Below are 17,623 nucleotides of genomic sequence, written 5' to 3' on the forward strand. Positions count from 1 at the left end.
TGAATCTAGTCTAAGATGCTTTCAATCGAAGTACCGACCTTCGTACTGATTACGGATTACTTTCTTGTTGTTTTTCCCCACACTTGTTTTTGGAATCTCGTTAGTGAACTCAATTTCATCGGGGAGTTGCCAGTCCGCGAACCGCTGGGAAAGAATTTCATCGAGTTCTTCACGATCGAATTCGTCTTCGACCTCAACAAGTGCGAATGGGCGCTCTTCCCATTCCGGGTGTTCAAGGCCAACAACGCACGCGTCTCTGACATCCGGATGTTCGATGAGGAGGTTTTCCATGTCGACAGACGAAATCCATTCCCCACCGCTTTTAATAACATCCTTGATACGGTCAGTGATCTTTAGATATCCTTCCTTATCGATAACCCCAGCGTCTCCGCTTTTCCAGAACCCATCGTCAGTGAACGAATGTTCGGTTCGGTCGTCGTCATGGTAACTGCTTACCACCCATGGGCCACGGATGAGAATTTCTCCGGCGGATTCACCGTCGTGTGATAGTTCCTCCCCTGTGGTAGGATCGACTATTTTCATCTCGATACCCGGGACAGTCAGTCCCTGCTTGCGCCGCATATCGAGCTTTTCTTCCTCAGAGAGGTCTTCTTCAAGCGACGGCTTGATGTAGTTCATCGTTACCAGCGGGGTCGTCTCAGTTGCGCCATATGCATGGACGATCTCTGCCCCCGTGAGTTCTTTGTATCCCCGTATCATGTCCAGCGGCGGCTCTGTGGCCCCAGACATCATCTGTAGATCGTTCCAGTTCGGGATATCGTCGAGATCCCGAATGTAATCAAGCATCGGCATAAAAATAGCTGGTGCCCCGTTTGTTACGGTCGCATCCTCGTCACGGATGAGATCAACCAGCGGTTCGGGATTTTCCGCCCGATATCGGCCTGGGAACGCAAGCTTTGCGCCAGCGTACGTCGCAGCGTAGGCCAGTCCCCATCCTTGTCCATGGAACATCGGAGTGATTTGAGCGACTGAGTCCTCATGTGAGATACCGATGGAATTCGCCAACTGCATCGTGTGTAGGTAGATGCTCCGGTGGGAATAGTACACCCCTTTGGGACGCCCCGTCGTTCCAGTCGTGTAGCAGGCACTGTATGCCGATGTTTCGTCGATGTATGGCCAATCGTACTCCGGCTCCGCCTCAGTTAATATGTCTTCATAGGAGTACGTCGGCTCGAGATCGGTTTCGACCTCGTCGAGCTCGTTATCAGTCATGACGACGAATCCCTCTATGGAACTGACCTCGTGGGCGACACCTTCAGCGACTTCCAGAAGGGATTCGTCGACCACTAAGAACCGCGGTTCCGAGTGATTTAACACATACTGTAGTTGATCTGAATGCAGTCGGAGATTGAGCTGAAGGAAAACGGCACCGGTTCCGGGAATGCCGAAATAGCATTCATAGTGACGGTGGTCATTCCACGCAAGCACACCTACGCGATCTCCGGCCTCAACACCCAACTCTTCGAGGGCATTGGCCAAGCGCTGCATTCGTTCGTACGCCTCTCCGTAGGTGTACCGGAACTGGTCTTCACCTGTTCCTGAGACGATTTCCCGATCAGGAACGTTTCGTGCTGCCGCCTCGATGAATCTTGTCGTGTTGAGCGGATACTCGTCTCCACTAGTCGATGGGAATCCATCTATGACCTCCATGGATTCTTGTTATGTGCTTTCATATATATAGGTTCGGGGTGACAACCTATTCTGTTGTTGCCGATTGGGAAACAATTTTTAGAGGTGTCTAACGACAGATCTTTAGATAGGAATGTGAAACCGAATATCTAGTAAAAACAAAAAATCAGCGGTTACTGAGGATCGTTACTGTCGATACGCCGCCTTCACCTACAAGTGCGCCACCCGAGTTCTGGGCTAATCCAATAGACGGATTTTCAACCTGCCGGGCTCCCGCCTCGCCACGGAGTTGCCAGACGAGTTCACAAATCTGGGCCACCCCCGTTGCTCCCACCGGATGACCGCGTGACTTGAGTCCACCACTTGGATTAACCGGAGTACGACCATCGAGCATAACGTCACCACTCCGGACGAGTGAAGCACCTTCCCCTCGATCCGCTAACCCTAGTCCTTCGTAATGCATTAGCTCGCCGATGGTAGCCGCATCATGAACTTCGACAACATCCAGATCATCCGGGCCGATACCAGCCTCACTGTAGGCCTTTTGGGCCACGCGTTCGTCAAGTTCTTCACGCCAGAATTCGACCTCCTCAAGGTAATTGCCGCTCAACATTTCGGCAGCATCGACGTAGATTGGTTCTTCAACCAACTCTTCGGCGATTTCGCCGCGTGCGATGACTGCTGCTGCTGCTCCATCTGACATTGGACAGGCATCAAGCAGCCGGATAGGATCGGAGATTGGGCGGGATTCAAGGATGTCGTCGCGGTCAACGTTGAGCTGAAGATGTGCCCGTGGATTTTTAAGCCCATTGTCATGGTTTTTGACCGCGATGTCGGCCAATTCCTCGCGTACATTACCGAACTGATTCATGTAGGCATTAGCGCGCATCCCGTAGAGGCCCATGAACGTCATCCCCATTGCACCCTCAACTTCTGCGTCCGCCGCACCAGCCATATCTTTGAGAGTAACCTCCGTCGGGACACCAGTCATTTTCTCAACACCCATAGCGAGCACGATATCGGATTCGCCTGATTGAACTCTCTTATAGGCCTCTTGGAATGCACAGGTTGAGCTGGCACACGCGTTCTCAACTCGGATGACCGGGATACCTGTTACCCCTACTTCTCGGAGTATTGCTTGGCCAATAACGCTGGTTTGATCCTGGGCAGTAGTAGCGACATTACCGATATACGCTTCCTCGATATCATCTGGTTCAACGCTCGAAGACAAGAGCGCTTCACGAACGGCTCTGCTCCCAAACTCAGTTACGCGCTGTCCCTCCAGTTCGCCGAAGTCGGACTGGCCGACGTTGATGACAGCTACTTCGTTTTCAGTCATTGTTCTTCCTCCATGGGGCGGAACATATGGCCAAACAACGGTTCACCGGTCTCCGGATCTGTCTTGATTTTTTCAAGTACCAGTTCCACTTGGTCGCCAACTTCGAGTGATCTTTCTTTCCACTCGGTGAAGCGAGAGTAAACCTGTACGTTTTCCAGGTTCACAAAGCCGAATGCGTACGGTGGTTCGATTCCATCTTGACCAGTATGTGCAACGGTGTAGGTCTCGAGGTGTCCTGTTCGTGCAAGTTCGACATCAGAGACGTTGTCCGAAAGACAATTGCGGCAAAACGGCCGAGATGGAAAGACAACGTACTCGCACTCGGAACATTCGGTCCCTATCAGCACTGGATTATCATCGGCGGCAATACGAATCGACCCGTCAACGACGAGTCCCGACGACTCATTATAGTCGGGGTGCACCTGTCGCATACGCTCCCAAATTGATGCTGTGTATATAAGTGTTTGGCCGGTAGTCCGGTGGTGTAGTATCCATTGGTGGAACGCGCAGTCGCCCTGTTTCTGCTCGTTTTGGGACGCTATGCTGCTCTTTTCGAGAGACCGTGCTGAAGAGACGGGCCAGTCGGTGTCACCGACTGGCCCGTCACATCCTCGCAGGTGAAGTTCCCGAATTGTTGGGTGAAAATTACCTGAGGACGCCCATTGCGGAACAATTCCTTCATAGCTTCGTATCCCATCGTAAATCGAATGGTTAGCGGCAATGACACCAGCGCGTCGAGTCCCTTCTCTGCCTCTGTTTTATGCTCTCTAGGAACCACCGGAGATCTCACTTTCCACTACCTCACCAGACAGCACCAGGTAGTACTTCGAACGAGATTAAATCACCAGAACGCGATTTTCCTATGGTATTGTGAGTGGCCTCGGAAGAGCAATAGAACCACCAATGACCGATGAAGCATCAAAGACTGGGGAAAATTATAACAAGGACGATGGAGACGTCTTAAGCACGGTGAAAAAATGAGTGCGCCACTAACCGAAAGTGTAGAGACTGTGACAGTCGTCGGAGGCGGAACAATGGGTCATGGTATCGCTCAAACCTTTGCGATGTCTGGATACGACGTTACGATTATCGACATCAACGAGGACGTCTTGAAAACCGCTCTCGAAAAAATCGAAGGAAGTCTCGAGAAACTCACTAAGGATCCGGATGCCGTATTAGCACGGATCAAGACGACGACGTCAGAGGAAGATGCCTACGGTGATGCCGATCTTGTCGTCGAAGCAGTACCTGAGAACATCGACTTGAAACAGGATGTTTTTAGTACGATCGATGACCACGCACCGGAAAGAACGATTCTAGCGACCAATACTAGTACTCTCCCGATCACCGAAATTGCGTCCGCGACGGATCGGCCGAGCAAGGTTGTCGGCCTGCATTTTTCCAATCCAGTTCAGCTTATGGACATCGTCGAGGTTATCCGGGGTGAGGAAACGGCCGACGATATATTTGAGGCGGCTGAAACGATCAGCGAGGCGATTGGCAAGACCCCAGTTCTCGTTGAGAAGGATATCCCCGGATTCCTTATCAATCGGATCAATCTCCGATTCTGGCTTGAGGCAGTTCGTCAGGTTGACCAAGAGGGGCGAGACAGGAAAACAATAGACGCCGCGATCCGGCGGATCGGCCTTCCAATGGGACCGTTCGAGGTTCTCGACTTCAGTGGTATAGATGTCGCTACCATGGCTGCCCACTCGATGCAAGAACGAGGAGTCGACCTGCACATCCCCGATCTGCTCGAAAAAAAAGAGGAGGCCGAGAATTACGGTATGAAGACCGGTGAGGGCTTCTACACATATCCTGAACCAGGGGAGTATTCACGTGTTGAGATTCCACAGGAGCGTCGCCATGACTTCGATCCGAAACATCTAGTCGCGCCTGCTGTAAACGAAGCGGCTTGGATGCTGGCGAACAACGTGACCACGAAGTCAGAGATCGACAAGGCGATGCAAATCGGAATGAACTGGCCGCGAGGCCTCCTCGAGATGGCTGACGAGTACGGGATTGACCGACTTGTCGAGACGTTGGAAGAGTTGCATTCCCGGTCGGGTTGGGATGAGTATGAACCCAACCCATCTCTTCATGAATCGGTGGCGAACGGGGAACTCGGGCAGAAGACAGGAATCGGCTTCTACGAGTGGGAATACGAGCAGGCGGAGTTCGAGACGGTTAGATATGAGCGACGTGAATACACTGCATGGATTACGCTCAACAGACCAGATCGACTCAACGCGCTTGACAAGTCGAGCTGGAACGGTCTGAAGGCCGCTCTCGAGAAGGCAGCGAATGACGACAAAGTTCGAGCGACAGTCCTCCAGGGAGCAGGACGAGCATTCTGTGCTGGCGACGACATCGCGGAGATCCAAAGCCTTGAGTCGACAGAGGATGCCAGAGAAATGTTCGAAGAGGTCGTAGGCCCGACGGTACAAACGATTCGCGATCATCCGAAACCGGTAATTGCAGCTGTTGAGGGAGCTGCTAACGGCGGGGGGTGTGAGCTCGTTCTACTTTGCGATCTTGCAGTCGCCTCTACGAACAGTAGCTTCGCGCTTCCAGAAGGACAGATCGGGGCGCTCCCACCAATTGGACTCACATACGGTCGGATGAGTCTCGGAAAGAAAGAGATCATGGAAATATCGCTGACAGGCGATCAATTCACCGCTACTGAAGCGGAATCGATGGGAATCGTCAATTACGCAGTTGATGAAACGCAGGTAGAAGATATCGTTCGTGAACTCGCTCATTCGACGACTGCATCGGGACCGAAGTCTGTTAGGGAAATGAAAGACCTATGGACAGAGATGGAAGACGATCTGCTAGAAACGTGGTTCGACGAGGCGATGGACCGGCTCGTCAAACGGACGCAGTCGGAAGAAGCTGAGAAGGGACTCTCGGCGTTTCTCGAAAAACGCGAAGCGGACTGGAAGCGATAGAAAGGTCCCGACGGAACTGTACGAATATTGATTGGCGGATACTAACGAATTCGGTTTCGGCAAATCGTTGGATAGCGTCTGCTTCTACCGTTAGAACTAGGGAGATGAAGCGGGAAACCGCCGCTGATTATGTCAAAGATCCCTGCTTCACAAAGAATGTTTGGAAAGTTCCGCGAACTCACCTTGATGTGTACGGTTCACACATCAGGCAGGCGGTGGCATAGTGAAATTAAGCTACGTCCGGCGATTCACTACAGCCATTTTAACTTATACCACTAGGCTGGGTTGGATACCACGTCAGGTCGTATCCCCTTCGTTTTACTAAATGATTGATCACGCATCGCCTAGTGGCAGCGAATAGGCTCACTACAACAACGGCCGGATCCAAAATTGTTGATATCGTCAACACTGGCTATAGTCGGATGATGGCCCTATAGACTAACAATAGTAGCTTTGTTATTCTATGGCCCTAGATGGGGGATTCCTAAAGCCTCCAATTGTCGATATTATCAACGTCTACGAACGTGTCATAGAATTCATCTCATAGCTTCACACAGCCCGGTTCGTTTCCTTGTTCGGAGGTGGTGATTGCAACAACGAGTCGGAGACACAGCGCAAGGAACACCTCTGTTCGTGCGTGGACGCGGCCTCGAGCACGCACATGCCCGAGGCCAGAGTCTTTGGCTATGTCGTTGGTTCGTTCGACCCCTGTCCGGTTGTCGTACGTCTCGTCCAAGATGGATTGTTTCAGCTGAACATCCTCGCTGTGTTCCTCGGTTCGGTCTTCGACCCTGTGTTCGATGTCTTTCAAGTCGTCAATGTTTCGCGGATTGTAGGGAGCAATCGGCACGACCCTGCGTTCAGCAGGTGGTCGTGCCAATCGAGGATGTCGTAGCTGCTGCCTCAAGCATCCTGACTGGCGTATTGATGGCGAGCGCGCCACGTGTGATGTGCATCGCCGTCTCTTAGTCTGCTTGTTTAGCCTGTTTGAACTCCGCTGCTATCGGAATCCTTGCACCGGTTGAGACGATTGTACACCCGAAGCTGTAGTAGTACTCTTTGGCGGTTGGATCGTAGTTTCATGAGACAGCGTCGTTGTACTGGATCATCTCGATGTGCGGCGAATTGGTGGAGTACGTCGAGTCGGGCAGACCCCGAATGCCGGCCTGCTCGACGAGCCTGTCGAAGAAGTCGTCGATAGCGTATTTGGGATTAGTGAGAAAGCCATCCGTGTTCGGTTTAGCTGAGAAACCAAGAGACTGCGCTCTACTGACGAAGTTATCGGCGTAGACCGCGTGGGGAGAGGTTGTGCTGAAGGAACTCTCCCCGGACCTCATACGACGGCGGCTCACTTCCCTGTTTCCAGCCGAACGTATCGAAGACATCGCGCGCGAGCGCGATGTCGTCCAACGCCACCGGACAATCGACATCACGATGCTCGTTTGGACGCTCATCATGGGCTTCGCCGTCGATGGCGAAGCCCGTACCATCGCCGGATTTCAACGGGCGTACTCCGCAGCAACCAACCAGACCGTTGCCCGCTCCAGCTTCTACGACCGGTTCACGCCGGCACTCGCAGCACTGTTGAGCGACCTCCTCGAGCACGCTCTCGAGGAGGTCGCGGTTCCTCACACGATCGCGCCACAGTTCGAGCTGTTTCGAGAAGTGCTGATCGCCGATGCAACCGTCTTCAGGTTGCATCGGCTCCTCAACGAGTTTCCGGCGACTCACGCGGATCAATCCGGCGCGAAACTCCACCTCGTGCAGAACGCGACCAAGCAGACGATCGAGCAGTTCCAGCTCACCGATGAACGCACCCACGAGAGCAGCCAACTCCGCACCGGGAGTTGGCTGCGAGGGCGGCTGTTACTGTTCGATCTGGGCTTCTACAGTTTCCGCCGGTTCGCGTTGATCGAAGAGAACGGCGGCTTCTTCCTGACTCGGCTGAAGTCGAACGCAAACCCATTGATCGTCGGAGAGCGGCGGAAATGGCGCGGGCGCGCCATTTCCTTGCCAGAGCGTCGTCTTCGGGACGTTCTAGGAGATCTCAGTCGGGAGATTATCGACGTAACCGTGGAGATCGAGTTCAAACGGCGGGCATACGCTGGGAAGCAGTCAACCGATTCGGTGGAGTTTCGCGTCGTCGGTGTCCGCAACGAGGACACCGACGACTACCACCTGTACGTGACGAATCTACCCGATGAGTTCACTCCAAGGCAGGTCGCAGCGCTGTACGGGTTGCGGTGGGAAGTGGAGTTGCTGTTCCGGGAACTGAAGTCGCTGTATGGGCTGGAGAAGTTCCAGACGAGTGATCCAGCAATCGTTCACCTGCTGGTGGTGGCGGCTCTGCTGACGCTGACGGTCAGCAGAGCCTTACTCGGCGTGTTTCAAGAGCTATTCCCGGAGACGGTGTTTCCCCGCGAACGCTGGGCGAAGACCTTCCGGTCTGTCGCCCAGATCATTCTCGAAGATTTGGCCCAGTCGTTCGGACATCCACCGCCGAATCTGCCGGAGTTGATGTTCCGTGACGCTCGCCAGCCAGAGAAATCACGCCTCTTACTCGGCGAACGAGTGGCTGAAGCCTTCATGAGGCGATCCAGTGCTTAACCGAACACCGATGCGGGTACATCATAAGACCGGTGGGACGGAGCATTGGTCGACAGCTGTCATATCACCAGACACTGCTACTTGCTCCGAGAATATCCTGTGCTGACCCCGACTAGGTAAGGATATATCACTTGCGGAGGGTTTCAACGGAGCCGTATATGTGTATGTGACTAGTATAAGTCCGTCTGCTGGGTAGTGTTCAGATAAGCTGATTCCATGCGAAGCTGAACGATCTGAGCCAGTCGTCGGCAGTTTCTGCTTTGGCGCTGCTGAAACAGTTTGAGAAGCAGAGAGTTCGACGTTTTATCTCTCTAAAGACACGTTCGACAGCATTCCGATTTCCATGTTTCTCGTATCTGAAATCGAAGCCGTGACGCTGGCACGCGTCTTGTAACGAGTGCGAGCCATCGACGAGAAACACGGCGTCGGAGACGTCGTGTTTCTCGGAGAGGTCCGTCAGAAATGAATGCGCGAGAACCTTCGTTGTCGTCGGTTCAAGCTTTGTATGTAGCAATTCGTTTGTTTCTGGCTCGACGGCAGCATACAGCCAATATTGCTCATCATTCAGTCGGATCACAGTCTCGTCAACCGCAATGTGATCCGGGCACCGACCGGAGTCGGGCTGTAGATCGGCCTTGTGAACCCAATTATGAATGGTGGACCGAGCGCGTTCGACACCGAATACTTCAAGAATAGATACAGTATTTGAAAGCGATAGACCAGCAAGATGGAGCTGAATACTGAGCTTCATCAGCAGTCGCGGTGTCGCTTCTCGTTCAACAAACTCTAAGTCGATCTCGTCTAAACACCCGTTGAGGCGGTCGTTTTCGGGCATAGATCACTCAGAAAACGAACGCCTCATCCTTCATCCTTATCTGAACACCGCCGTCTGCTGTTACTAGATATTTATACCCCATCTAACGTTTGAACTCAAGTATCTCAACACTATCTTGTCGACATTACCAACAATTAAATACTCACCATTGATAGACTCACACATGACTCCCTCAAACTCGATAAAGTCGGTCCGAACCGCATTCGATATAATCCAATTACTCTCGGCGTCCGGCAATCTAACAGCTACGAAGATTGCTGATGAGTTAGAGATGAACCGAAGTACTGTCCACGATTACTTACGGACCCTCACAGAGGAAGGTTATGTCATCAACACGAATGGGGAATATTGTCTGAGTCACCAATTTTTGAATCTGGGAGGAAATCTGCGAAAAAGAAATGAGTTGTTTCGAACGGCTAGGCCGGTACTTAGAGATCTCGCTACCTCAAAAGGTGCACCAGTAGTATTGACCATCGAAGAACGTGGATACGGTGTTGTCCTTTATACGGTAAGCGGAGAGAATATGCAGAATGCACTAACCCACGAGGGAACACATTTTCTTCTTCATTCAGCTGCACCTGGAAAAGCGATTCTCGCCCATTCCCCGGAAGAAAAAGTAGAGAATATTATTGAATCGCGGGGGCTTGTAGCGGTGACTGACCAGACTATTACTGATGAAGATGAGTTACAAAGCGAACTGACAGACATAAGAAACCAAGAATATGCAGTTGATCACGAGGAGATTGGTATCGGATTACAAGGAATAGGAACAGCAATCACGGACTCAGAGAGTGGAGAAGTTACGGGCGCAATATCGATGTATGTCCCTGCTAAGAATTCACACCAGAAGGATATTATTGACTCTTTGTTAGAGGCCGCAAATGTTATTGAAGTCGAACTCCATTATCAGTAGTTCACATCGTCCCTGATGGCTGACACGATCTCCCAAGGAAGAGAGGCGAGATCCTCCCAGAGACTTGGACGATGGACGCGGAGACGGTGGTCTCACAGTAGTGAGAGCACAGCCCTCACATGCGAGAGTCGAAGGGGTCGCTCTCCAGAGAGCCACAGCTGGGTGCGGAGTGACCGAGCCCCCGTCCAGTAGGCTATACATCACAGGAACCCCGACACCATTGGTCGATACTTCCCACTTCCGACGAAGCATCTCGTCGAGAGCGTGGTTGATCCACCTCCGGAATACCTCAAAGCAGACGGGTAATGCTCGCCCGCTCCAGCGGGCAATCAGCCACAGATTCCGCAACAGGAAATTCACTATAGTAGCGATTAGAAATAGTTGCTTACTTTTGGAATGGAGAGTTGGTCAAGAGCTGTATCAATCGCAGTCGTCAGCTCGTCGAGTGAGTCAAAGAAGCGGTTGCTAAGCGACGCTTGAAGCTGTCTCCAGCACTCCTCGACAAGATTCAGCTCCGGCGAATACGACGGTAACGTCACGAAGGCGAGATCGTCACGGGCCGCCAGGTCCGTGACGGGCTGACGCCTGGAAGTATGGCGCACAATCCAGCACCACGAGCAAGTCATCTTCGAATTCTTGGCATAACGCTAAAATGAAATGTTTCGCGTGTTCGGCCGTGACGTACTCGGTGAACCGAGAGAAAAAGCGATCACCGTCCTCGGTGATCGCGCCCAGCAGACACGTCCAATCACGTTGGCCTGAAAGCTCGACCGAGGGCCGCGTGCCCTGCGGAAACCACGCGGCCCGCGGCTCAACTTGCACAGATTTCTTGGTTTGGTCGATACAGACTACGGTGGCGTCCATTTCCCGCCGCTTTTTTTGAGCTTCTCGTGAAACGCTTCTTGCTCGTTGTCGTCGGCTTCGGCGGCTGAACGGCGTGGTTTCTGGTAGCTCAATCCCGCTTCTTTCAGCAACCGCCGACAACTCGGGATTGAATACTCGACACCGTACGTTTCTTCGAGATACTCTTGGGCAAGCGCCGGCGTCCACGCCGGCGCGTCGATCCCGACCTCTTCAGGTGGTTCGTGAACGGTTTCTTCGAATTTTTCTTGCTGTGATTCTGAGAGTTTTCTCTTTCTCCCAGTTCGCTTATCGTCAGAAACGGCTCGCTCAAGCGACTCGTCAGTGTCGAGTCGCGTGAGCCAGCTGTAGATCGTCCGCCGCTGAACATCGTACCACTCGGATAGCTCGGTCTGAGTTACACCGTTCTTGTACGCGATTGCGGCTAAGAGCCGTTGTGTCGGCTTTTTTCCGTCCACATTGTCAAGAGCGTCTTGCAGTTCCTCGACAGAGATCTCGTCGAGATGTTCCACTATCTCTTACAACAGTCTCCGAGCAAAAAGTTCTAACGGTTACTATAGTTACGTTGACGTGCAGCTCGGCGTTGCCGTTTCGGAACAGGGCTTCCGCCGTCCCAATCGTCCATGCATCGCTTTCAAGTGCGGTCTTGAGAATGTCGAGATGAGCGTCGTCACCATCGAGGACGCCCTTGACGTGCTTGTAGGGCTTCGCGCTGATCCGGAACGCCACGTCGCCGTCGTCGGTAAGGAACAAGTTGTACCCCTCCTCGTAGTTCGCCCGGAGCGGGTACGTTCCATCTTTGGTGTGGCTGGGTTTGTTGTAGTCGTCATACTCGTAGTAGTTCTCCATCGCACCGAGTGCTTTGGCGACGACGCGCTGTATCGTGTTTTTCACGAGGCTGGCGTCCTCGGCCACGCGATCGGGGATGGCGCCCCAATCCACACCTTTCTTAGCGAGTCGGATAGATTGGTTGTATACCGACCTCGCTTCGAGGGTGGCGTCGTACAGCAGGATCTCATTGTCGCTCTGGATGTCGAGCTGGAAGTCCAGCGTCTTGATGAGAGCCTGTGAATCAGTCATTCTTCGTCTTGTTTGGTTGGTTCTGAGGTACGGACGACTTTCACGTCAGCCCCACGCCAGCGTTTGGGGACGGTGACGTGGGCGCTGTTCCCGAACTCCTTGACTTGGCCGTCGAGAACTTCCTCGCCGTCGATTTGAAATCGATTCGCCATATCGATGTATATCTTTTGGATATACTTAATTGGCTCGGTGGCTGACCCTCCATATATGTGAGAAGCAGACAAACCACGCACACCCGTTCCTTAGCGGAATGTACGGCCTTCACTCTCGGAGTCAAGCCCTGAGTTACGGCGTACTCCGCCCGTAGATGATGCGTGAGGGGGCTTCGTACCCACAGTCCGGGCAGTCGTACCACCGCTGGACTTTCGCTCCGTCTGCCGCTTTCTCGCCGACACGAACGTCCTCGTTCGGACACTCCGGACAGCTGAGGTCCGGAGCGGGACGCTCCCGGAGCTCGTCACGGAACGCCGTCGCGTCTTTCGTCTCGTACCCCCGCGACCACACTGGGTAGCCGTCGACGAGGATTGCTCCACGCCATTTGTACCGATACGAATCTGGCGCTCGATGCAGGACGGCTCGCGCACCGGTCTCGGTGTTCCGATACGCGAGCGTCGGCGAGCGGCACTCGCGTCGCCAGTTGGTGATGCGGGGCATTGTTCAGAAGTGGACGTCAGCGGGCACGATCCAGAGCTCTTCACTCTCCTCGAGGAGTCGATCCAACTGTCCACGGTGGCGAATGCCGGTTCCGTGTTCGGTGTACAGGAAGATCGTTGGGCCGTCGTACGCACCGACCTGGTGGAAGGCGTGCCGCGCGAGGTCCTCGTCGCGCATGATCTCCTCGTCGGAGAACTCGTCGATGGCTTCCTTCACCCGCTCGAGATTACGCTCGAATTCCGCCTTCGTCGCCTCCCAGCCACGCTCGAGGAGATCCCGGCCGTCGTCGGAGTCGACGGGGGCTGCAGTCGGGAGCTCTCCCCACCGCGCTTTGCCCGCAACGGACGTATCCTCCTCATCGAAACAGACGTAGTAGTCGAAGACGGCGCCGGCGTGTGGGTCCGCGCCGACCAAGCGGTCGAACACCGTCTTTCCGGTGGCCAGTGCGTCGTCGTGCGTCGATGCCTCTACGAGGGCGTAAATCACCATGTGCATCTCGAACACCTCGAAACGCCGACGCACCGGGTGTCGTTGCTCGCTCCAGATGCGCCGGCACCCATCGCCGGCGCTCGAAAAACTCTCCCCCGTGACGCCGGATTCTCAGGACTCGTCCGCTCGTTCGACAGTGATGGTCAGATCGCCCGATTCGTAGTCGGCCTCGAAATCGACGGCGAACGCGTCCGAGTTGTGGGCTGCGTGGTAGGCGCGGTGGAGTTCGAGCGAGCCAGTCGCCTTGAAGTGGAAGAATGCGGCCGCCGTGTAGGGCTTGCTCTGTGTTTCGACCTGCGACTCGACGGATGCGGGAAGCGCGATCTGGGGCGTCTCCGTATCGATACTCGCAGCGAACTCCTTCGCTTCCTCGACGGTTGTTTGCGAATGTGCCGGTGTCTCGCCGGTGATCACGTTCACCGGAGTTTCTGTCTCGTCGGTGAATAGGACGTCTTCGAAGGTGTGTGTTCCGAGGATCGCTTCGGGATCCAACTCGCAGTCGTGAAACGGATCGTCGTCTGAGGTCATCGAATCACGAGCCTATGACGGGGCTCACCCATTCCGGCCCCTGAAAAACAGCATCTTCCACGAAACAGATTTAATTAGGAGCTTTGTTGAACTCCCAGGACCTGATAGGTGTCGCGTGCTGAATGTTGAGGGTGTAGGTGGCAGGCGAGGCATTGTTTGTTTCAAACCGTCAGTGCCGAAACAGCCCTTCGGTAGGTTTGCCCAGTTACTGGAGTTTGGCCGACCAACGGCGTCCGGACGCTTAACTGTGAGAAAGGAGTAGAATCACTCCATGACCATCACGACGGAATTTCGACTCCGTTCGTCCGCCCTTCCGCTCGTCAGCATCCCGGCGACGCTCCCCCCAGACGAACTCGTGTGCTCTCACGCACTCTGTCTCGAACCTGACGCGCGAGTGTTTCACGTGGAGATCGACGCCGAACACGAGCTCTCCAAAGCCCAGCTCGCCGCGCTCGACGAAGTCGTTTCAGTAAAGCCGCTCGGAGAACGGGGTGACAAAACCGTCTTTAAGCTCACCGTTGAATTGGATGAGTCGATCGCCCCGGCCTTCGACCCAGAACGCTTCGATGGCGCGAAGATGAAATCAACGATCATCACGTCCGAGGGCTGGCGCGAAACGAAGGAGTTCAAAGACTACGAGACGTTCCATGACTTCCACACCACGTTCGAAAACCACGGAATCTCGGTCGATCTCATCTCCATTACGTCGAACCAATCCGCGTCCAACGACTCCAGAGAAGATGGACTCACTGACCGGCAACGGGAGGCCCTAGAGCTCGCCGTGTCTCGTGGCTACTACGAGAGTCCACGCCAGGTGACGGCCGAAGAACTCGCCGAAGAACTCGACATCTCACAGCCCTCGCTGTCGAGTCTCCTCCGACGCGGCGAGCGCCAACTCCTCACCTCTTCGCTCGATATACAAGGCGAATTAAACACCCTTTCCAGATAGCCCCGAAACGAAGTCACACCCCGCCCAACTGAAGGGCGGGTACAATCCATGGATATCACCAGCGGCTGTTCGCAACCCTCAGTCGAAGGCCCTGACGAGTACTTCACAGGGAACGCCCGAATCGACCCTCTATTTGATCCGCAGGACGAGGCTCGCGCGGCGGCGGCCAGCGTGACGTTCGAACCAGGCGCTCGCACGGCGTGGCACACCCATCCCCTCGGCCAGCGGCTGGTCGTAACGAGCGGCTGTGGGCTCGTGCAACGAGACGGCGGAGATATCGAGCAGATTCGCGCGGGTGACGTGGTCTGGTTCCCGCCGGGCGAAAAACACTGGCATGGCGCGACGCCAGAGAAGGCGATGACCCACATCGCCATCCAAGAGGAGCAAAATGGGGAGGCCGTCAGGTGGCTGGAACACGTCACCGACGAAGAGTACCCCACAGACTCGGAGAGCTAATCCATCACCTCGACAGTCGGACCACCATCCGAGTATTCCCTCGATGCCGAGGAACAACACCAATGTCTGCATGGACAGACGACGAACTGAACGCAATCGCTGACTCCGACGACTTCCACATCGCTCCCGTTCGGGAGGACGGCGAGACGTACGGCACGCCGACGTGGATCTGGTCCGTCCGGGTTGAGGACGACCTCTACGTGCGTGCCTACAACGGCCAGGACTCCAGTTGGTACCAAGCAGCAGTCCGTGAGAACGCGGGCCGAATCGAAGCTGCCGGCATGACGAAGGAGGTCGTTTTCGAGCAGGTCGATGGACCGATTCTCGACCGCATTGACGAGGCCTACCGCGAGAAGTACGAGTATAGTCAATACCTCAAACCGATGGTCAGTGAACGAGCCCGCGCTGCCACCGTCAGGGTCATCCCACGCGGAACTGGCGACTGATCATCGACCCCCTCGAAGAACCGGTGGCGGCGGTAGCGCTCTGTGTTGGAGACTCGGAGGTCGGGTACCTGGTGGCCTCGGCGAGCCTGGGCCGAGTCCCCCGGACTGATACATAAACACCCTTTCCAGATAGCACCGAATCTACCCCGCCGCGTCCCCTCCGTTCACTTGATGACAGCAGAGTTTGGCTCCGAGCTAGACGGGCAGGTCGCAATAGTTACCGGCGCATCCTCGGGAATCGGCGAAGCAACGGCCAAGTCCCTCGCGTCGCGGGGTTCGAGTGTCGTCCTCGCTGCTCGGCGGAAGGACGAAATCGACGAGCTCGCGGCCCAGATCGAAGACGAACATGGCGACGCGCTTGCTGTGCCGACCGACATCACCGATGACGAGGACATCGACAACTTAGTCGAGCGGACGACCGACGAATTCGGTCGCATCGACATCCTCGTGAACAATGCGGGGCTCATGCCGCTCGCACACATCGGGACTGCGGACAGGGAGACACTCCAAACGACCATCGACGTCAACCTCACTGGCCTCATCACGCTCACACACGCCGTCATCCCCACGATGCTGGAACAAGGGAGCGGCCACGTGGTCAACCTCTCGTCGGTTGTCGGACGGTTCCTGCAAGCGAACAGTTCTCACTACAATGCGGCAAAAGCAGGCGTGAAGATGTTCGGTGACTCGCTCCGTCTGGACGTCGCCGAAGAGGGAATCCGTGTGGCGACAATCGAACCGGGGGCGGTCAGTACAGAACTCCTCGAACACATCCCTGACGAGGAGATCAAGGCAGGAGTACAGGAACACGTCGGATCGATGGAGGCGCTCCAACCCGACGATATCGCGCGGACGATTACGTTCGTCGTGACGCAGCCGGAGCACGTGGACATCAACGAAGTCTTGATCCGGCCGACGGATCAGGTCCAACCGTAGTCACGCTCGTCCAAGGTCGAACACTCTTCCTGGATAGCATCAAGCCGAGGGAACACGACAGCTAGCCGTGGAAATTACTCGAACTGAGGGATTCCGGATTCCCGCTGAGTGTAGCAATAGTCCACGGGAAGTATCCTGACTGTATTCAGCACACCCCCAGAATACTATCAGCGGCTGAGGGTTTCAACAGAACCAATTAGAAGTGATTCAGGCTCGCCTTCTCGAAGGGTGATTCACCGCTCGGGATGCGCAACTCCTGCCGCTTCCCGACCCACTTGCCGAGCTTCTGCTTGAGGTACTGGCGAGCCGTCGACTGGGTAAACACACCCTTGTCGACCATATCGCCGACGACGTCTTTCAGTGCCCGGAACAGCCCCTTCAGATGGCCGTCGCCGACCGGCTCGCCGTCGTACCAGCGCACCGTCGCGAGCGCCCCGTTCCCGACCGTCTCGCCGTGGTCGATTGTCTCCGAATCGTACTGCAGGCCGAGCCACAGCGTCCGGTAGGCGGTCACCTCGAAGGTCGGCGACACCACGTAAAACGCCTCGTGGTGGAGGTAGTCGAGATGGTCCGCGACGATCTCGTCGAGGGTGAGCCCGGTGGCGCGGGGCTTCGGCTCGACGACTGTCGACGGTCGGTTCTCGTCGGCGAGGTAGCCGTCGACCGCATCTGCCTCGAGGCCATCGGCAAGCTCTGCGAGGAGCTGTTTCGCCCACTTGGAGTCGGTGTCGTCACCACCGAACGGCGACTCAGCCGAGATTCGGTGCTTGAGCTTCAGGTTCGCTGCGCCCCAATGGCTGTAGTGGAGCGTGTACTGTCCGTCCGTGCGTTCGTACGCAACGAGTGCGCGGTGTCCCATCGAGCAATCACCTCACGGGGCGACCGCGACTGGATCGCCCCGCACCCCTCCCGGGGGACGAACAACGCTA

Annotated in this window: 16 protein-coding genes and 3 pseudogenes; 7 read left to right on the forward strand and 12 right to left on the reverse strand. The window is 55.1% G+C overall.

Translation table 11 applies throughout. The features are described from left to right. Positions 1-21: 21 nt before the first annotated feature. The 3 genes from NL114_RS20580 to NL114_RS20590 form a co-directional block, all read right to left on the reverse strand. Positions 22-1,671 (reverse strand): long-chain-fatty-acid--CoA ligase, encoded by a 1,650-nt coding sequence (locus tag NL114_RS20580; protein ID WP_254824824.1) that lies wholly within the window; start codon positions 1,669-1,671, stop codon positions 22-24. Positions 1,672-1,816: 145 nt separating this feature from the next. Beyond that, complete coding sequence (locus NL114_RS20585) at positions 1,817-2,989, reverse strand: thiolase C-terminal domain-containing protein (protein ID WP_247010719.1); 1,173 nt, start codon at positions 2,987-2,989, stop codon at positions 1,817-1,819. Further along, entirely contained in the window at positions 2,986-3,420 is a 435-nt protein-coding gene (locus NL114_RS20590; RefSeq protein WP_247010718.1) for a Zn-ribbon domain-containing OB-fold protein, read from the reverse strand. Before NL114_RS20590 ends, NL114_RS20585 begins: the two co-directional genes overlap by 4 nt. A gap of 546 nt (positions 3,421-3,966) precedes the next feature. On the opposite strand from NL114_RS20590, the gene NL114_RS20595 reads away from it, so the two are divergent. Continuing rightward, positions 3,967-5,940 (forward strand): 3-hydroxyacyl-CoA dehydrogenase/enoyl-CoA hydratase family protein, encoded by a 1,974-nt coding sequence (locus NL114_RS20595; protein WP_256463877.1) that lies wholly within the window; start codon positions 3,967-3,969, stop codon positions 5,938-5,940. Positions 5,941-6,481: 541 nt separating this feature from the next. Here NL114_RS20595 and NL114_RS20600 read toward each other — a convergent pair. Beyond that, positions 6,482-7,184, reverse strand: a pseudogene (locus NL114_RS20600) (transposase); the annotation flags it as partial. Positions 7,185-7,248: 64 nt separating this feature from the next. On the opposite strand from NL114_RS20600, the gene NL114_RS20605 reads away from it, so the two are divergent. Continuing rightward, positions 7,249-8,547, forward strand: a complete 1,299-nt coding sequence (locus tag NL114_RS20605; RefSeq protein ID WP_247010716.1) for an IS4 family transposase — start codon at positions 7,249-7,251, stop codon at positions 8,545-8,547. 199 nt (positions 8,548-8,746) lie between these two features. Here the strand turns inward: NL114_RS20605 and NL114_RS20610 are convergent, their stop codons facing one another. Continuing rightward, positions 8,747-9,382 (reverse strand): IS6 family transposase, encoded by a 636-nt coding sequence (locus NL114_RS20610; RefSeq protein WP_247010715.1) that lies wholly within the window; start codon positions 9,380-9,382, stop codon positions 8,747-8,749. A gap of 163 nt (positions 9,383-9,545) precedes the next feature. On the opposite strand from NL114_RS20610, the gene NL114_RS20615 reads away from it, so the two are divergent. Next, positions 9,546-10,295: an IclR family transcriptional regulator gene (locus tag NL114_RS20615; RefSeq protein WP_247010803.1), complete on the forward strand. Its 750-nt coding sequence runs from the start codon at positions 9,546-9,548 to the stop codon at positions 10,293-10,295. Positions 10,296-10,666: 371 nt separating this feature from the next. On the opposite strand, the pseudogene NL114_RS20620 reads toward NL114_RS20615, so the two are convergent. The 6 genes and pseudogenes from NL114_RS20620 to NL114_RS20645 form a co-directional block, all read right to left on the reverse strand. Beyond that, positions 10,667-11,668: pseudogene (locus NL114_RS20620) on the reverse strand (IS630 family transposase). Beyond that, positions 11,655-12,236: pseudogene (locus NL114_RS20625) on the reverse strand (RNA-guided endonuclease TnpB family protein); the annotation flags it as partial. The pseudogenes NL114_RS20625 and NL114_RS20620, both read right to left, overlap by 14 nt. Beyond that, the gene (locus NL114_RS20630; protein WP_247010802.1) at positions 12,233-12,388 is read right to left on the reverse strand and encodes a DUF2080 family transposase-associated protein; all 156 of its coding nucleotides are present in this window, start codon (positions 12,386-12,388) and stop codon (positions 12,233-12,235) included. The gene NL114_RS20630 and the pseudogene NL114_RS20625, both read right to left, overlap by 4 nt. 133 nt (positions 12,389-12,521) lie before the next feature. Then, positions 12,522-12,890: a DUF7568 family protein gene (locus NL114_RS20635; RefSeq protein WP_247010801.1), complete on the reverse strand. Its 369-nt coding sequence runs from the start codon at positions 12,888-12,890 to the stop codon at positions 12,522-12,524. Positions 12,891-12,893: 3 nt separating this feature from the next. Continuing rightward, the gene (locus NL114_RS20640) at positions 12,894-13,385 is read right to left on the reverse strand and encodes a DUF7995 family protein (protein ID WP_254824840.1); all 492 of its coding nucleotides are present in this window, start codon (positions 13,383-13,385) and stop codon (positions 12,894-12,896) included. Between the two features lie 105 nt (positions 13,386-13,490). After that, the gene (locus NL114_RS20645) at positions 13,491-13,907 is read right to left on the reverse strand and encodes a DUF8025 family protein (RefSeq protein WP_254824825.1); all 417 of its coding nucleotides are present in this window, start codon (positions 13,905-13,907) and stop codon (positions 13,491-13,493) included. Between the two features lie 271 nt (positions 13,908-14,178). Here NL114_RS20645 and NL114_RS20650 point away from each other — a divergent pair, with 271 nt between their 5' ends. From NL114_RS20650 to NL114_RS20665, 4 genes are all read left to right on the forward strand, one after another. Continuing rightward, entirely contained in the window at positions 14,179-14,856 is a 678-nt protein-coding gene (locus NL114_RS20650) for a helix-turn-helix domain-containing protein (protein ID WP_254824826.1), read from the forward strand. A 48-nt stretch (positions 14,857-14,904) separates the two neighbouring features. Further along, entirely contained in the window at positions 14,905-15,312 is a 408-nt protein-coding gene (locus NL114_RS20655; RefSeq protein WP_254824827.1) for a (R)-mandelonitrile lyase, read from the forward strand. Positions 15,313-15,374: 62 nt separating this feature from the next. After that, the gene (locus tag NL114_RS20660) at positions 15,375-15,758 is read left to right on the forward strand and encodes a DUF2255 family protein (RefSeq protein ID WP_254824828.1); all 384 of its coding nucleotides are present in this window, start codon (positions 15,375-15,377) and stop codon (positions 15,756-15,758) included. A 171-nt stretch (positions 15,759-15,929) separates the two neighbouring features. Continuing rightward, positions 15,930-16,694, forward strand: coding sequence for an SDR family oxidoreductase (locus tag NL114_RS20665; protein ID WP_254824829.1), 765 nt, complete (start codon positions 15,930-15,932; stop codon positions 16,692-16,694). Between the two features lie 196 nt (positions 16,695-16,890). Here NL114_RS20665 and NL114_RS20670 read toward each other — a convergent pair whose 3' ends face one another. Beyond that, positions 16,891-17,553 carry a DUF6735 family protein gene (locus NL114_RS20670; RefSeq protein ID WP_254824830.1) on the reverse strand — a complete coding sequence of 221 codons (663 nt, stop codon included), beginning with the start codon at positions 17,551-17,553 and terminating at the stop codon, positions 16,891-16,893. Between the last annotated feature and the right edge of the window lie 70 nt (positions 17,554-17,623).

Source organism: Haloglomus halophilum, from assembly GCF_024298885.1.
GTDB classification, from domain to species: Archaea; Halobacteriota; Halobacteria; order Halobacteriales; family Haloarculaceae; genus Haloglomus; species Haloglomus halophilum.

Coding starts and splice junctions, on each gene's coding strand:
- NL114_RS20650 (WP_254824826.1), top strand. CDS start 14,179: ATGACCATCACGACGGAATTTCGACTCCGTTCGTCCGCCCTTCCGCTC.
- NL114_RS20635 (WP_247010801.1), bottom strand. CDS start 12,890: ATGCCCCGCATCACCAACTGGCGACGCGAGTGCCGCTCGCCGACGCTC.
- NL114_RS20645 (WP_254824825.1), bottom strand. CDS start 13,907: ATGACCTCAGACGACGATCCGTTTCACGACTGCGAGTTGGATCCCGAA.
- NL114_RS20670 (WP_254824830.1), bottom strand. CDS start 17,553: ATGGGACACCGCGCACTCGTTGCGTACGAACGCACGGACGGACAGTAC.
- NL114_RS20585 (WP_247010719.1), bottom strand. CDS start 2,989: ATGACTGAAAACGAAGTAGCTGTCATCAACGTCGGCCAGTCCGACTTC.
- NL114_RS20655 (WP_254824827.1), top strand. CDS start 14,905: ATGGATATCACCAGCGGCTGTTCGCAACCCTCAGTCGAAGGCCCTGAC.
- NL114_RS20665 (WP_254824829.1), top strand. CDS start 15,930: ATGACAGCAGAGTTTGGCTCCGAGCTAGACGGGCAGGTCGCAATAGTT.
- NL114_RS20660 (WP_254824828.1), top strand. CDS start 15,375: ATGTCTGCATGGACAGACGACGAACTGAACGCAATCGCTGACTCCGAC.
- NL114_RS20595 (WP_256463877.1), top strand. CDS start 3,967: ATGAGTGCGCCACTAACCGAAAGTGTAGAGACTGTGACAGTCGTCGGA.
- NL114_RS20580 (WP_254824824.1), bottom strand. CDS start 1,671: ATGGAGGTCATAGATGGATTCCCATCGACTAGTGGAGACGAGTATCCG.
- NL114_RS20630 (WP_247010802.1), bottom strand. CDS start 12,388: ATGGCGAATCGATTTCAAATCGACGGCGAGGAAGTTCTCGACGGCCAA.
- NL114_RS20590 (WP_247010718.1), bottom strand. CDS start 3,420: ATGCGACAGGTGCACCCCGACTATAATGAGTCGTCGGGACTCGTCGTT.
- NL114_RS20610 (WP_247010715.1), bottom strand. CDS start 9,382: ATGCCCGAAAACGACCGCCTCAACGGGTGTTTAGACGAGATCGACTTA.
- NL114_RS20640 (WP_254824840.1), bottom strand. CDS start 13,385: ATGCACATGGTGATTTACGCCCTCGTAGAGGCATCGACGCACGACGAC.
- NL114_RS20615 (WP_247010803.1), top strand. CDS start 9,546: ATGACTCCCTCAAACTCGATAAAGTCGGTCCGAACCGCATTCGATATA.